This window comes from Rhodococcus sp. NPDC019647 (assembly GCF_044389235.1).
Classification (GTDB): Bacteria; Actinomycetota; Actinomycetes; order Mycobacteriales; family Mycobacteriaceae; genus Rhodococcus_F; species Rhodococcus_F oxybenzonivorans.
Map to the genome: position 1 here is coordinate 124957 of NZ_JBIRXS010000010.1, position 13993 is coordinate 138949.

Annotated in this window: 12 protein-coding genes; 7 read left to right on the top strand and 5 right to left on the bottom strand. The window is 66.5% G+C overall.

Going from position 1 to position 13993, the window contains the following annotated elements; genetic code table 11:
- The first annotated feature begins 164 nt into the window (after positions 1-164).
- The 3 genes from ACH49N_RS19815 (at position 165) to ACH49N_RS19825 (ending at position 4153) form a co-directional block, all read left to right on the top strand.
- On the top strand, positions 165-3434 hold the full coding sequence (locus ACH49N_RS19815) for a heterodisulfide reductase-related iron-sulfur binding cluster (RefSeq protein WP_358273695.1): 3270 nt from the start codon (positions 165-167) through the stop codon (positions 3432-3434).
- A gap of 129 nt (positions 3435-3563) precedes the next feature.
- Positions 3564-3803 carry a hypothetical protein gene (locus ACH49N_RS19820; RefSeq protein WP_109332862.1) on the top strand — a complete coding sequence of 80 codons (240 nt, stop codon included), beginning with the start codon at positions 3564-3566 and terminating at the stop codon, positions 3801-3803.
- Positions 3800-4153: a hypothetical protein gene (locus tag ACH49N_RS19825; RefSeq protein ID WP_358273697.1), complete on the top strand. Its 354-nt coding sequence runs from the start codon at positions 3800-3802 to the stop codon at positions 4151-4153. Before ACH49N_RS19820 ends, ACH49N_RS19825 begins: the two co-directional genes overlap by 4 nt.
- Positions 4154-4165: 12 nt before the next feature.
- Here the strand turns inward: ACH49N_RS19825 and ACH49N_RS19830 are convergent, their stop codons facing one another.
- Together ACH49N_RS19830 and ACH49N_RS19835 are read right to left on the bottom strand one after the other, a co-directional pair.
- Positions 4166-6118, bottom strand: coding sequence for a prolyl oligopeptidase family serine peptidase (locus ACH49N_RS19830; protein ID WP_358273698.1), 1953 nt, complete (start codon positions 6116-6118; stop codon positions 4166-4168).
- A 24-nt stretch (positions 6119-6142) separates the two neighbouring features.
- Positions 6143-7543, bottom strand: a complete 1401-nt coding sequence (locus ACH49N_RS19835) for a carotenoid oxygenase family protein (protein ID WP_358273699.1) — start codon at positions 7541-7543, stop codon at positions 6143-6145.
- 162 nt (positions 7544-7705) lie between these two features.
- On the opposite strand from ACH49N_RS19835, the gene ACH49N_RS19840 reads away from it, so the two are divergent.
- The 3 genes from ACH49N_RS19840 to ACH49N_RS19850 are packed head-to-tail and all read left to right on the top strand — an operon-like array spanning position 7706 to position 10153.
- Positions 7706-8968, top strand: coding sequence for a pyridoxal phosphate-dependent aminotransferase (locus ACH49N_RS19840; RefSeq protein ID WP_109332866.1), 1263 nt, complete (start codon positions 7706-7708; stop codon positions 8966-8968).
- 55 nt (positions 8969-9023) lie between these two features.
- Positions 9024-9743: a helix-turn-helix domain-containing protein gene (locus ACH49N_RS19845; protein ID WP_358273701.1), complete on the top strand. Its 720-nt coding sequence runs from the start codon at positions 9024-9026 to the stop codon at positions 9741-9743.
- Positions 9740-10153 carry a hypothetical protein gene (locus tag ACH49N_RS19850; protein ID WP_358273702.1) on the top strand — a complete coding sequence of 138 codons (414 nt, stop codon included), beginning with the start codon at positions 9740-9742 and terminating at the stop codon, positions 10151-10153. The genes ACH49N_RS19845 and ACH49N_RS19850 overlap by 4 nt, the downstream gene beginning before the upstream one ends.
- A gap of 16 nt (positions 10154-10169) precedes the next feature.
- Here the strand turns inward: ACH49N_RS19850 and ACH49N_RS19855 are convergent, their stop codons facing one another.
- Both ACH49N_RS19855 and ACH49N_RS19860 read right to left on the bottom strand, forming a co-directional pair.
- Positions 10170-11345, bottom strand: a complete 1176-nt coding sequence (locus ACH49N_RS19855) for an MAB_1171c family putative transporter (protein WP_358273704.1) — start codon at positions 11343-11345, stop codon at positions 10170-10172.
- Positions 11346-11349: 4 nt separating this feature from the next.
- A complete protein-coding gene (locus ACH49N_RS19860; protein ID WP_208960698.1) occupies positions 11350-11865 on the bottom strand; it encodes a hypothetical protein in 516 nt (171 codons plus the stop codon).
- A 535-nt stretch (positions 11866-12400) separates the two neighbouring features.
- On the opposite strand from ACH49N_RS19860, the gene ACH49N_RS19865 reads away from it, so the two are divergent.
- Positions 12401-13723 carry a YibE/F family protein gene (locus ACH49N_RS19865; protein WP_358273706.1) on the top strand — a complete coding sequence of 441 codons (1323 nt, stop codon included), beginning with the start codon at positions 12401-12403 and terminating at the stop codon, positions 13721-13723.
- An 8-nt stretch (positions 13724-13731) separates the two neighbouring features.
- On the opposite strand, the gene ACH49N_RS19870 is transcribed toward ACH49N_RS19865, so the two are convergent.
- The gene (locus tag ACH49N_RS19870) at positions 13732-13956 is read right to left on the bottom strand and encodes a hypothetical protein (protein WP_159924744.1); all 225 of its coding nucleotides are present in this window, start codon (positions 13954-13956) and stop codon (positions 13732-13734) included.
- Between the last annotated feature and the right edge of the window lie 37 nt (positions 13957-13993).

Genomic DNA, 13993 nt, shown 5'->3' on the forward strand with positions numbered 1-13993 from the left:
CTCTCACACCGATTGGATACCCCGACGGTGCTGGTAGACCGTCGAAAAACACTGGTTACCGGTCAGTAGGATGCTAGAGTTACTGGCGGGTAACTTACGACGGGTTACGATCTTGAGCATTCCCGTGGTGGCCCCCGCGCCGCCCTGAAACGAAAGGCCGCGACATGAATGCCCTGACGATCACGTTGGGCACCATCGGCGTGCTGTTGAGCCTCGTGTGTTGGTTCGCCTTCATCGGTGGCGTGCTGAAGACGGTGAGCATCGTCCGCCTGGGCCAACCGGCACCCGACCGCTGGCGACCCTTCCTTCCCCGCTTCAAGCAGATGTGCGTCGAGTTCATCGCCCACACCCGCATGGCCAAGTTCCGCACGGTCGGCTGGGCCCACTGGCTGGTCATGGTCGGGTTCATGCTGGGCGCGGTCGTCTGGTTCGAGGCGTACGGCCAGACCTTCGACCCGGCTTTCCACTGGCCGCTCGTCGGTAACACCGCCGTCTACCACTTCATCGACGAGGTCCTGGGCCTCGGCACGGTCATCGGTATCACCACCCTGATCGTGATCCGGCAGCTCAACCACCCGCGCAGGCCGGAGCGGCTGTCCCGATTCGCGGGCTCGAACTTCCGCGCGGCGTACTTCGTCGAGGCGGTCGTCCTCATCGAGGGTCTCGGCATGATCTTCGTAAAGGCCGGCAAGATCGCCACCTACGGGCATGCCAACGCGTGGACCGACTTCTTCACGATGAACCTGGCAAAGCTGCTGCCCGCTAGCCCCAACCTGGTGGCGGTCTTCGCGTTCGTCAAGCTGATGTCGGGCATGGTCTGGCTGTACATCGTCGGCCGCAACATCACCTGGGGTGTCGCCTGGCACCGGTTCGCGGCCTTCTTCAACATTTACTTCAAGCGTGAGGACGACGGCGGCGTCGCCCTCGGTGCGGCCAAGCCCATGATGTCCGGCGGCAAGCCGATCAACATGGAGGATGCCGATCCCGACAACGACACGTTCGGCGCCGGCAACATCGAGGACTTCTCGTGGAAGGGCTGGCTCGACTTCAGCACCTGCACCGAGTGCGGCCGCTGCCAGTCGCAGTGCCCCGCCTGGAACACCGGCAAGCCGCTGTCGCCGAAGCTCCTCATCACGTCGCTGCGCGACCACGGGTCGGCGAAGGCCCCGTACCTGCTGGCCGGTGGCCGCAAGGACATGGGCGGCGACGAGATCGGGCTGGTCGACGGCGACGGCGGAGTGGACGAGGCGAAGCTCTCCGCCATCCCGGAGAGTGCCCGCCGGGAGGCGGAACGCAAGCTCGTCGGCGAAACCGTCGAGGGCGAGTTGGCGCCGGTCATCGACTCCGAGGTTTTGTGGTCGTGCACCAACTGCGGTGCGTGTGTCGAGCAGTGCCCGGTGGACATCGAGCACGTCGACCACATCATCGACATGCGCCGCTACCAGGTGCTGATCGAGTCGGAGTTCCCCTCCGAGCTCGCCGGACTCTTCAAGAACCTCGAGAACAAGGGCAATCCCTGGGGTCAGAACGCCAAGGACCGTCTCAACTGGATCAGCGAGATGGACTTCGACATCCCGGTCTACGGCCAGGATGCGGACAGCTTCGAGGACTACGAGTACCTGTTCTGGGTCGGCTGCGCCGGCGCCTACGAGGACCGTGCGAAGAAGACCACGAAGGCCGTTGCCGAATTGCTTGCCACGGCGGGCGTCAAGTTCATGGTTCTCGGCGCCGAGGAAACCTGCACCGGCGACTCGGCCCGGCGTGCGGGCAACGAGTTCCTGTTCCAGCAGCTGGCCATGCAGAACATCGAAACGCTGAATTCGGTGTTCGACGGCGTCGAGCAGAACAAGCGCAAGATCGTTGTCACCTGCGCCCACTGCTTCAACGCCCTGGGCAACGAGTACCCGCAGGTCGGTGGACAGTACGAGGTGGTTCACCACACTCAGTTGCTCAACCGCCTGGTCCGCCAGAAGAAGCTGATCCCCGTCGCCTCGGTCGGCGAGGACGTCACCTACCACGACCCCTGCTTCCTCGGCCGTCACAACAAGGTGTACGACGCCCCGCGTGAACTCATGGAGGCGTCCGGCGCGAAGCTGAAGGAGATGCCGCGGCACGGCGAGCGTTCGATGTGCTGTGGTGCCGGTGGTGCCCGCATGTGGATGGAAGAGAACATCGGCAAGCGCATCAACGTCGACCGGGTGGACGAGGCGCTGAGCACCGCAACCACCAAGATCGCAACCGGATGCCCGTTCTGCCGGGTCATGCTCAACGACGGTGTCACCGCGCGTCAGGAGTCCGGTCAGGGTGAAGGCGTCGAGGTCGTGGACGTCGCCCAGCTGATGCTGTCGTCCATCACGCGTCTCGACGCGGACAAGCTGGCCGAGAACATCAAGGTGATCCCTCGTGAAAAGCCGGCCGAGCCGCAGAAGCCGGTGGAGCCGGTGAAGGACGAGGCGAAGGCCGAGGTCGTCGAGAAGGAGCGGGTCCAGGAGATCGAGGAGGCGGCCGACTCTCCGGCCGCCAAGCAGGCTCCCGCCGGTAAGGGCTTGGCAATGAAGGGCCTGGCCAAGGCGCCCGGCGCCACAGCACCTGGCGCGAAGGCTCCCGGGGCGAAAGCTCCCGGCAAGGGGCTCGGCATGGCGGGCGGCGCCAAGGCGCCCGGCGCGAAGAAGACCGCAGCGCCGGCGGCCGAGAGCGCCGAGGCACCTGCCGCAGAGGCACCCAAGCCCAAGGGCCTGGGACTCGCCGGCGGGGCCAAGGCTCCCGGTGGCAAGGGTCTGCAGATGAAGGGCGCCGGAAAGGCGCCCGGAGCCAAGGCCGCTGCTCCTGCTGCCGGCTCTTCGGCACCGTCCGACGCTCCCGCCGAGGCAGCCCCGACCTCCGAGGCACCTGCCGCGTCCGAGGCACCCAAGCCGAAGGGACTGGGACTCGCCTCCGGAGCCAAGGCACCGGGCGGCAAGGGTCTGCAGATGAAGGGCAAGGCGAAGGCGCCCGGCGCCAAGGCCGACGCCGCTCCGACGGCCGATTCTGCACCGGCACCGGCTGCCGAACCCGAGGCACCTTCGACCGCCGAGGCACCTGCTTCTGAAGCGCCTGTCAGCGAGGCGCCGAAGGCTCCCCCGGCTCCGAAGGCCGGCGGGCTCGGTTTCAAGGGCGGCGCCAAGGCACCGGGCGCCCGTCGCGCGGCGGCTCCCAAGGCCGCTGCTCCCCAGGCCGCTGCTCCCCAGCAACCGGCAGGCGAGGCGGACATCGCCGCAGCGTCCGAGGCTGAAGCCGTGAAGACGACAGCGACGAAGGTCGATTCCGTCGACACAGCCCAGGACTCGGCGTCGAACGGTGACGGATCGAACGGCCAGACGCCGGCGCCGCCGAAGGCGAAGCCGGGTGGGCTCGGCTTCAAGTCCGGAGCCAAGGCACCGGGTCGCAAGAGCTAGCTCCACTCAGCACGACAACCAGCGCCCCCACCGGGAAACGGTGGGGGCGCTGCTTTCGCGGTGTGACGGCCTGATTCGCGTCAGCGACCGGGGGTAACCGACTCTCGTGTCCGCGAGGAAGGAGTCGACATGGCCACGTGTGAGACCTGCGGAAACGAATATGACAAAACATTCACGGTGACCCGGGGTGATCGATCCGCCACCTTCGACAGCTTCGAGTGTGCGATCTCGGCGATGGCACCCGAATGCTCGCATTGCGGGTGCCGGATCATCGGTCACGGCGTCGAGGTAGAGGAAGTGATGTTCTGTTGCGCCCATTGCGCGGGCGCCGCAGGACACAGCGAGCCGGTCGATCGGGTCGCTCGATGACGACGGACGAAAGTCGAGACACCGATCGCGCCTTTCGAAGTGCCGCCACGTTCACGTTGTCGGTACTCGGTGCCGCACTGCTGACAATGTTGGTGGCACTCGTGTGGATGTCGACAAAATCCGGGGACTGCACGGACTCGATGATGGAGTGTGCCGGAGACGAAAAGTACCTTCTTGTCTTCGGCCCTCCTCTCGTGCTACTCCTCGGCGGTGTCACGGCCTTCGTCCGCACATATCAGGTGTGGCGTGCCGGGGGCAGATGGTTCGTCTGGCAGGGCGCCGGCTGGATGTTGTTCGTGCTCATGCTGATCTATGCCGCCGCCTCGTCGCGCGCCCTGCTCGATGTCTGACCGATCGCGGTCTTACTGCTCCGCGTCCGGACGCCAGAGTTCGAGCCGCGGAATGTCGGGCGGTTCGAATCCGAGCACCTGCCCGTAGAACGAGAGCTCGGCGTTGCGCGAACTGATCAACGTGGCGAGTCTCCGGAACCCGTGCGACTCGCCCTCGTACGCGAGGTAGGCGTGGGGTATGCCCTTGGCGACGAGCGCATCCCGGAATCGCTCCGCCTGCGACGGCGGGACGATCGGGTCGTCGAGTCCCTGGAGCAGCAGGACCGGGCAGTTGAGTCCGTCGACGTTGTTCAGGGGAGCACGCTCGGCGTAGAGGTCTGCCGATTCGGGGAGCGGTCCGATCAACCCGTCGATGTACCGGGACTCGAAGTCGTGTGTCTCCTTGACGAAGCCGTCGAGCTCGGCCACACCGTAATAGGATGCCCCGCAGGCGAACACGTCGGAGGTGGTCAGCGCCGCCAGAACGGTCCAGCCGCCCGCGGAACCGCCCTCGATGGCGAGCCTGCGCGGATCCGCCAGTCCGGCGTCGGCCAGACCGGTCACCGCCGTGACCACGTCTTCGACGTCGACCACACCCCACTGGCCTCGGAGCCGGTTCCGGTACTCACGCCCGTATCCGGTGGACCCGCCGTAGTTCACATCGACGACGCCGATTCCGCGGCTGGTGAAGAACGCGAACACCGGATTGAGGGTCGGTGTCACGCGGGAGGTGGGCCCACCGTGAACGAACGCCACGTACGGCGGCAGCTCGCCGTCCATGCCGCTGTACAGCGGGTGACGTGGCGGGTAGGCGATGACGTGCACCTCCCTCTCGGGACCCTGGAAGGTCAACTGCTGCGCCTCGGGGAGGTACGCGGCCTCGGGGAGCTCGGTGACGGACAGGCGGACGGTGCGGAGTGCGCCGGTGTCGAGGTCGAGCTCGCGTAGGCCCGACGGAGCTTTCGCGCCCCCCGTGAGCAGCAACAGGCGATTCCCCTTGCGGTCGGACAAGCCGACCGTGGTGAGACCGTCGAGGGAGATGTCCACCAGGGAGCCCGTGTCCGGATCGAGCACCGCCAGCGTGTCGGTCCCGAAGGTACGGACGGTGAGCAGGGTGCCGTCTTCACGTCGGGTGTGCCAGCGCGCGCCCAGCATCCACAGCGGACCACCGAAATCTGCGTCCATCGGGCACAGCGCCACGGGGTCCGCACCGTCGGTGCCGAGGCGGTACATGTTCCACCAACCACTGCGGTCACTCACGACGTGGAGCTCGTCCACTCCCGCCCATTCGGGCTGCAGCACCGATTCCTCGGGTCCACCGAGAAGTGTCCTCACCTCGCCGACCGCGCGGCCACCGGCAAGGTCCACAACCCTGAGCTCGGTACCGTCCCAGGGCATTTGAGGGTGGTTCCACGCGATCCACGCGAGGTGACGTCGGTCGGGAGACAGTCGCGGATACGCGAGGAAGTCGGACCCGGCCACGACGGACCGGACACGATCGGGGTCGTCCGCGCCCGACCCGTCCAGAGGAACCACGCAGATGTCGCGGGTGACGCCGCCCTCGGTGTCGTGCATTTCCCGCACCGCCCATACCGCTCCGTCGACGACCGACAGGTCGCCGTAACGCAAGGAGCACGGGTGCGGCGGAACAGGGGTCAGGGGTACCGGCGTCGCACCTTCGAGGAGGTAGAGCCGTTGATCACCGAACTCGGCGAACACGAGATGGCAGGAGTCGGTCACCGTCCAGGCGCCACCGCCGTATTCGTGTACCCGTGTCCGCGCGTTCCACGGGGCAGGCAGCACGTCCTCCGGCTCGCCATCCAGGCCGAGGCGGCGCACGGCCACACGCCCACCTTCGCTGGGGCGCAGCTCCGACCACCACACGTCGTCACCGACGTACCGGCCGCCCTCCACGTGGTGGCCGCTGGACGCGAGGTCCGCCGCCGCGATCGGAGAGGGCCAGGAGCCGTAGGGCGCAGAAGTCATTGGCCGAGGATATTCCGCCTCACCTCACTGCGCAGGCAGCCACGCCCCGTGAAGTCCTGCAGGCACCCGGATAGGCAACCGCACCTTGGCCATCGGCCCGGATCCGGGGTCTTCGGCGGGAAGCACGAAGAACCACGACGACATGTCGTTCCGGTCGGTGCCGATCATTCCCCAGTATTCGTGCTCGGCGCCCGGCATGAAGATCGGTTCGCCCACCGACACACTGCCCGGGTCCCAGTGACATTGCGTGCCGCGGACGGTGTCGAAGAACCACAACGAATCCTGCCTGCCCCGGCTGACGTCGAGCTTGCCGACGGTGGCGATCGCGCGATGCGGTGCGGCGAGTTCGCGGTCGTCGACTCGGGGGAACTCGACGTCTCGGTCGGACATCACGTCCTTCGTCAGGTGTCCGGTCTCGGGGTCGATGACGACGCGGACCAGTGACCCGGTCGAGGGGTCCGGCGCCTTGGCGAACCCACCGGGGTACGTCCACTCCACGTAGTCGACGGACACCTTCCCGTCGGGCAGATCGAAGGCATTGGCGAAGTGCCACACCCAGTACGCATCGCACGTCAGCCAGCGCACGCGGCCGCCGTCGCGCGGAATCAGCGCGATACGTGTTCCCTCCTCGGGCCGCCAGTCGAGCACCGAACCACCGGTCAGCACCGCGGCCATGTCGAAGACGAGGGGGCACAGCATCAACACGATGTACCGACGCGTCAGGGCCATGTCATGAATCATCAACGGGGTGTCCACGCCGTCGACCGCCGTCGGCGGGCGGGCCGCCGACCCGTCCGCGGCCACCACCGACCAGGTGAGATACGGGGCCTCGAGCATGTAGTTGAACAGCACCATCTCGCCGGTCACCGGGTCGATCTTGGGGTGGGCGGTGCTCCCGACGGACATCGCGCCGTCGCAGTTGTCCGGTCCGAGCGTGCTCAGGTCCTTGGGATTCAACCGGTACGGCAGGCTGGTCTCTGCCATTGCCAGCAGTCGCCCGCCGTGCCGCACCACGTTGATGTCCGGTAGTTCGCGCGGTCTGCCGGCGAGTTCGGGCCCCACCTCCTCCACGCCGGGTGTGTACAGGTCGGTGACGCCCGGCCAGATGACGTGCCCCGCCTTCTCCTCCGCCTCCACCATCGGCGTGCGGACGAATCGGTTGGTGTATCGGGCAGTGCCGTCGATCACTTCGATGCGGTGCACCATGCCGTCGCCGTCGAGGGGATAGATGTAGCTGCCGATCGGGTCGAAGCGCGGATTCGGTCCGTTGCGGAGGTAGGCGCCCTGAAGATCGCCGGGCAGTTCGCCGATCACGTCGAGGCCGCCCACGTCCACCTCCTCGCGCTGGGGCTCGAATACGCCCGTGAGGTGGCTGTGGTGCACGACGTCGACGGGTGCGGGACGGATGAATTCCGGTGCGGACATCTTTCTCGTGCCTCCGGGTGACTGTGGGCGTCGGCCGAATCCGACCTGCTGTCGAGGGTACGGTGACCTTCCTCACATGTGCCTGCTTTTTCGCGGGTCGACCACCTCCGACCAGGGCGCTCGTACCGACCAGTAGAAATCGAGTTGCCCAGGGGTGGGAGAATGGCGGTCGTGAGCAACCCAGACCACGGCCATCACCGCACACCGCCACGCACGCTGGAGCAGTCGACCAAGCTCCAGAACGTGCTGTACGAGATTCGTGGACCGGTACACGCCCACGCCGCCCGGCTCGAGGCGGAGGGCCACCGGATCCTCAAGCTCAACATCGGCAACCCCGCGCCGTTCGGTTTCGACGCGCCCGACGTGATCATGCGCGACATGATCGCGGCGCTCCCCTATGCGCAGGGTTACTCCGAGTCGAAGGGCATCCTGTCGGCCCGTCGGGCGATCGTCACCCGCTACGAACTGGTCCCCGGCTTTCCCGAGCTCGATGTCGACGACATCTACCTGGGTAACGGCGTCTCCGAGCTCATCACCATGACGATGCAGGCCCTGCTCGACAACGGTGACGAGGTGCTGATTCCCGCACCGGACTACCCGCTGTGGACGGCCATGACCAGCCTCGCCGGTGGCACTCCCGTCCACTACCTCTGCGACGAGGGCAACGACTGGAATCCCGACATCGCGGACATCGAGTCGAAGATCACCGAGAAGACCAAGGCGCTGCTGGTCATCAACCCGAACAACCCCACGGGTGCGGTGTACTCGATGGAGGTGCTGCAGCAACTGGTCGACCTCGCGCGCAAGCATCACCTGCTGCTGCTGGCGGACGAGATCTACGACAAGATCCTCTACGACGACGCCAAGCACATTTCGCTGGCCACGCTCGCGCCCGACCTGCTGTGCCTGACCTTCAACGGCCTGTCGAAGGCGTACCGGGTGGCGGGATACCGCTCCGGTTGGGTCGCCGTCACCGGTCCCAAGGCGCATGCTGCCGGCTTCCTCGAGGGGCTTGACCTGCTGGCGTCCACCCGGCTGTGCCCCAACGTTCCGGGTCAGCACGCCATCCAGGTGGCGCTCGGCGGTCACCAGAGCATCGAAGATCTGATCCTGCCCGGCGGGCGACTGCTCGAGCAGCGGGACGTGGCGTGGGAGCGGCTCAACATGATCCCCGGGGTCTCCTGCGTCAAGCCTCGAGGTGCGCTGTACGCGTTCCCTCGTCTGGACCCCAACGTGTACGAAATCTATGACGACGAGAAGCTGGTCCAGGACCTACTCCTGCAGGAGAAGATCCTGATGGTGCAGGGCACGGGGTTCAACTGGCCGGACCACGACCATCTGCGGATCGTGACACTGCCCTGGGCTCGCGATCTCGCTGTGGCCATCGAGCGGTTCGGTAATTTCCTCACCAGCTACAAGCAGTAGGATCGGGGCACAGCAAGCGACACGCGCGTCGCTTGCGTGTCTTCCGGGGGAATACATGGTCACCAGCACCCGCGCGCGTTTCGGACAGTTCGTCTACAAGCGACGGCGTTTGCTGAACCTCACGCAGGACCAGGTCACGGCTGCCGGTGGCCCGTCCGACGCGGCGCAGACCCGCGCCGAGAACGGGACCGGGCCGGACCCGAGCATCGAGACTCTCCGCAAACTGGATGTCGCGCTGCGCTGGGCCCCCGGGAGCGCTGCCAGGACGCTCGAGGGCGGCAGTCCTACTCCCCTCGAGGCCCTCGACGCGGATGAGCGGTCGGCGCCGTCCCGCCCGCTGACGCTGGGGCCGTCCGAGATTCCACTGAGCCTGGACACGATCATCGAGATACTGGGCCCACACACCCGGATCACCAAGCTGAGTGCGGCTCATCCGGAGGTGCCGGGATTGGCCGACGCCGCTGCCGACCTGAGCCGGGTGGTGTCGAAGATCACCGGCGCTTACGTCACCCGTTTGCTCGAGGTCAACGGAGGTCCGGCCGGCCCCCGACAGCCACTGATCGAGTTCGCCTTCGGCCATCTTCTCGAGGAACCCTCCACCGCGGACGACCCGCACGAGCGGGAGGAAGCCCTCTACCGCCGCTTCCTCTACGGGCGGGAAGAGTGCCTGGATGCCGCCACACGCGAGCGCTTCTGGCGCCGATGGGAAGACGCGGTGAGACTGAAAGACACCGACCACCCGGAACGTAGCGGCGACACGGAGGTGACAGCATGAACGGCGTGCCACTGTCGGTGCGGGTCAACCGCCTCTTCGCGCTGGCCCATGAACTCGACGACCCGGAGCCCGAGACAGAGGTCGTCGCCGCGAGCGTTTCCCGCATACTCGGGAAAACCGTGGAGCCCTCGGTGATCGATTCGTTGCGGCGCGGCGAGGAGCACGCGGCCCAGGCAGAGGTGCTCCGGGCGGTCGCCCAGCACTTTTCCGCACCCGAGCAGTACCTTGCCGCCGACGGGTACGGCGATTACGACACCCTCGTGCGCTTCAAGATCGCCGTCCGGGACGCCGGCGTGCAGCATCTGTCCATGCGCTCGCTCGATGCCGCCGCGCTCCCGACTGCAGACGAGATGGAATCCTTGATCCCGGTTCTGGAGAACTTGCGGCGAACCCCCGACCGCCCGGCGTAGCCGGATCCGGCGGTCGTCACACGGTCATCCGGGACGGGAGCTGCTTGCGTCCACCGAACTGCGGTAGCCGCCGCTCCCACAGTGTTGCGGCCACCTGTTCGGCGTCGTGCCAGTGATCGGCCAGCTTCGCCAGCTCCCACGGTTCGCCGCCGATGTCGGACGACCACGAGTGTGCGAGCACGCCGGTGCCGTGTGCCGAGTGGCCGGCGATGCGGGCTCTGCACGCCAGGTGTAATCGGGTGGCCACGACCAGGGGCGCTGCACTGCCCGCCTGGTGGCCAAGTTCGAATACCACGTGCCGGTCCAGGATGAGGATTGCGTCTCGGATCTCGACGCCCATTCGGTCCAGACGATCGTCGGCCGACAAGGTGCGGCGGTCTTTGGGGCGTAGTTCGAGCACCACTTCCGGGACGGCTTCCGTCAGCGTTTGCCACATCGGCAGTAGCCGCCTGGACACTCGCCACGAACGGTATCGTCGGCCGGCCGCCCGCAGCGCGGGTCCCAACGCGATCAGGGCTCCGGCCGACACCGAGAACAGCCGGATGAATGCTCCCGAGTCGTAGTGTGTTTCGGTGAATGTGGTGCCGTCGCTGACGGCCTTGCTCACGCCCGTCACCATGACGGTTGCCATGTCGGCCATTTCGAACAGGGACAATCCGATGACGGCCAGGAAGATGCGGCGCTCGCGCCCGGCCACCGCGCTGCGCACCGCTTTCATCGAGATCCAGAGATTGAGGCTTGCGGCCGCCAAGATCGGTGACGCATAGGTGAGGCAATATGCCGCGAAACGCCAGCCGCCTTCGTCCGCGAGAGAAACTCCTCGCGAACGCGCAGGCGCGCTCAGAACGATCATGATGGCCCCCGCGACGAGCGCCGCCGACAACGCGAACACGTGCATTCGGGGAAGTTTCTCGGAACCCAGTGCCCACACGGAGAACAGGCTGATCAGCGATGCGGCGGTCAGCATGATGCAGACATTGCCGAGGACTCGCGTGAGACCGTGGCCGAATTGGCCGTCGACGAGGTCGCGGATCGCCGGACGCCCGAGGAGGAGCGACAGCGACGCGAAGACGAGCGCCGCATTCAATCTGCGCTCGGCGACTGTCGATCGGACGAGGAGCAGCCGGAGAAGGGTTGTCGCCCAGGCAATCGACAACAGAGGCAACGTCACGTAGGCGGGAGGCGCGTACACGAGCTCAGAACGTTCCGAGTATCCGCGAGGCCCGCGGGTCACCGCCGGTGTCGCACATCGTCGATCGCCGTCCGCTCATGATGAGCGTGGCGAGAAGCTCCGCATCGTATTCCTGGTCGTTCGAATAGTTGGAGCGACCGAACACCTTGACCACGTCCGTCGTGTCCACGGACGGCGCCGCCTCGGCGAGGACTCTCGAGTCGACGGAGGTATCACCGATCGCAGTGCGATCGTGGCCGAGTTCCATGTGCGCCAGCTCGTGGCAGATGATGTGCGTGGCGTGTACGTCCGATGTCCCGGCAGCGTAGAGGATGACGTCGTCGGTGGCCCGTGCCAGCCAGAGGCCGAAATGACCGCCGCGGACGAGCGCGTGCGCAACCGGAACGACGAGGATGGGGCGTCCGCGGCGCCGCGCCACGCTGTTCACCAGTTCGTCCCTGCTCCAGGGCACGGGAAGGTCCATCTGCGCCACGATCCGGCGAAGATGGTTCCTGGACCGCGGCAGCCGCGAAATACGCATGGGGACACCTCCGAACGGCTGTAATCCTAGGCCGTCGGGTCGGCAGATCACGACACGGTGCGCGAATTAACGTACCCGGTTGACGAATACCCCCACCGTGTCGGTAGATTGGCAGACGGCACCTCGAGTGCCGCGAGCACCTGTCGCCCCTCCCCCCCCTGTGGGCGTCAGGTCGGTGGCGGGGTCAACCCCCCCTGTACCCCGCCACCCAGCTCGGCACTTCTCCCGGCAGGCCGTCACTTCTCTCGGCAGGGCGTCGAGGCTCTCGTCAGGGCCAGCCGGAACCCACCCCTCGTTTCGGGATTCCAACCCTTCCTTCGCAGATCTCAGCGTTCGCTGCGTAATAACTGCAGCGCACCACGCATCGATATCTAACCACACTGGCGACATCTAGGCGACACGAGAGCAATACCGACCAGACATCGCGGCAACACATGCATCTCTGGTCACTCCAGCCACAAAAGAGAGCGATGATCTCCGGCTACCCTGTGTGCGTGCGGAGACTATCCAGCCGGCAGCCGACGCGGTACCGCCGATGAGCGACTTTCACGGCCACGGCCACGGTCACGGCCACAGCGGCGGCCCGGTTCCGGTGGGGCCCGTCGCCGCGAAGGTGGTGATCGGGCTCCTGGTCGTCATCGGCATCGCCGTGCTGATCGGTGCGATCGCGCTGTGGCCGAGTAAGCAGGACGTCGCCGTGGATCTCCCTTTCCAGAGCGCACAGGGCGGCGTGGCGGTCACCGAGGCAGGCACGGTGACCATGCAGAACATCGGCCCCTGCGGCAGTTCCTCCGCGGGGCGCGCGTTCACCGGTTCTCCCGTGCCCCCTCCGACGGACGCGTACGAGTGCCAGCGAAGCATCGTCGACATCGAGTCCGGTCCCAACGCCGGCACCCAGACGTTGCTCGAAATCATCCCCGGCCCCGGACAACCCGACCTCAGGGTCGGGGAGAGCATTCGCCTCTCCCGGCAGACCGATGTGAACGGGACGACGGAGTATTCGTTCGAGGATTACGCCCGCGGCTGGCCGGTCACACTCATCGCGCTGACCTTCGCCGTCGTCGTCATCGTCGTGGCTCGGTGGCGGGGACTTCGGGCGCTGGTCGGCATCGTGGTGTCGTTCGGGGTGCTCGTCCTCTTCATGCTTCCCGCCCTGCTGGACGGCAAGCCGGCGATACCGGTGGCTCTCGTGTCCGGAGCGATCATCCTGTACGCCGTGTTGTATCTGGCGCACGGCGTATCGCTACGGACCAGCTCCGCGCTGCTGGGCACACTCGCATCGATGCTCCTCGCGGCGGTCCTCTCCTACGTCACGATCGTGATGACCCAGCTGACAGGACTTTCCGAGGAGCAGAACACCAACGTCCAGGCCTATATCCAGCACGTCAGCATCACGGGTCTTCTTCTGGCGGGCTTCATCATCGGCTCGCTCGGTGTGCTCAACGACGTCACCATCACCCAGGCCGCATCGGCGTTCGAACTCGCTTCGCTCGACCCCGACGCATCACGACGCCAGATCTTCGGTTCGGCGATGCGCGTGGGCCGCGACCACATTGCCAGCACGGTGTACACGCTGGTACTCGCCTACGCCGGTGGTGCGCTTCCCCTGCTACTGGTGTTCAGTGTTGCGGGGCGGTCGATCCAGGACGTGTTGCTCAGCGACGCGGTGTCCATCGAGATCGTGCGCTCGGCGGTCGGCGGTATCGCGCTCGCACTGTCCGTGCCGTTGACGACCGCCATCGCGGTGGTACTGGCACGCCCGCTCGGATCTCGGAGCGGCGGAAACAGGAACAGCGGCAGAGGCAACCCGCAGTTCCGCACCGTCGCACCTTCGCGAGGCGGCCGCCACTCGAAGTGAGGCCGGCTTCAGTTGAGGATGCCGGCCACCTGCAGCGCGATGATCAGGAGGGCCGCGGCCATCAGCCCGTAGACGGTGAGCATCGCCACCTTCTCCGCGGTCTCGCTGGTGGGCGGAAACATCCTGAGGATCGGCTTGTAGTACGCGACGGGAAGACTGCCGTCGCGCGTGCTACCGGACGAGAAGTTTCGTGTATTCGGGGTGTGGTACGACCCCGCGGGGGTGACAGTCACTGCACACTTCCTTCCTGCGCGACCTGGGTTCGACGCC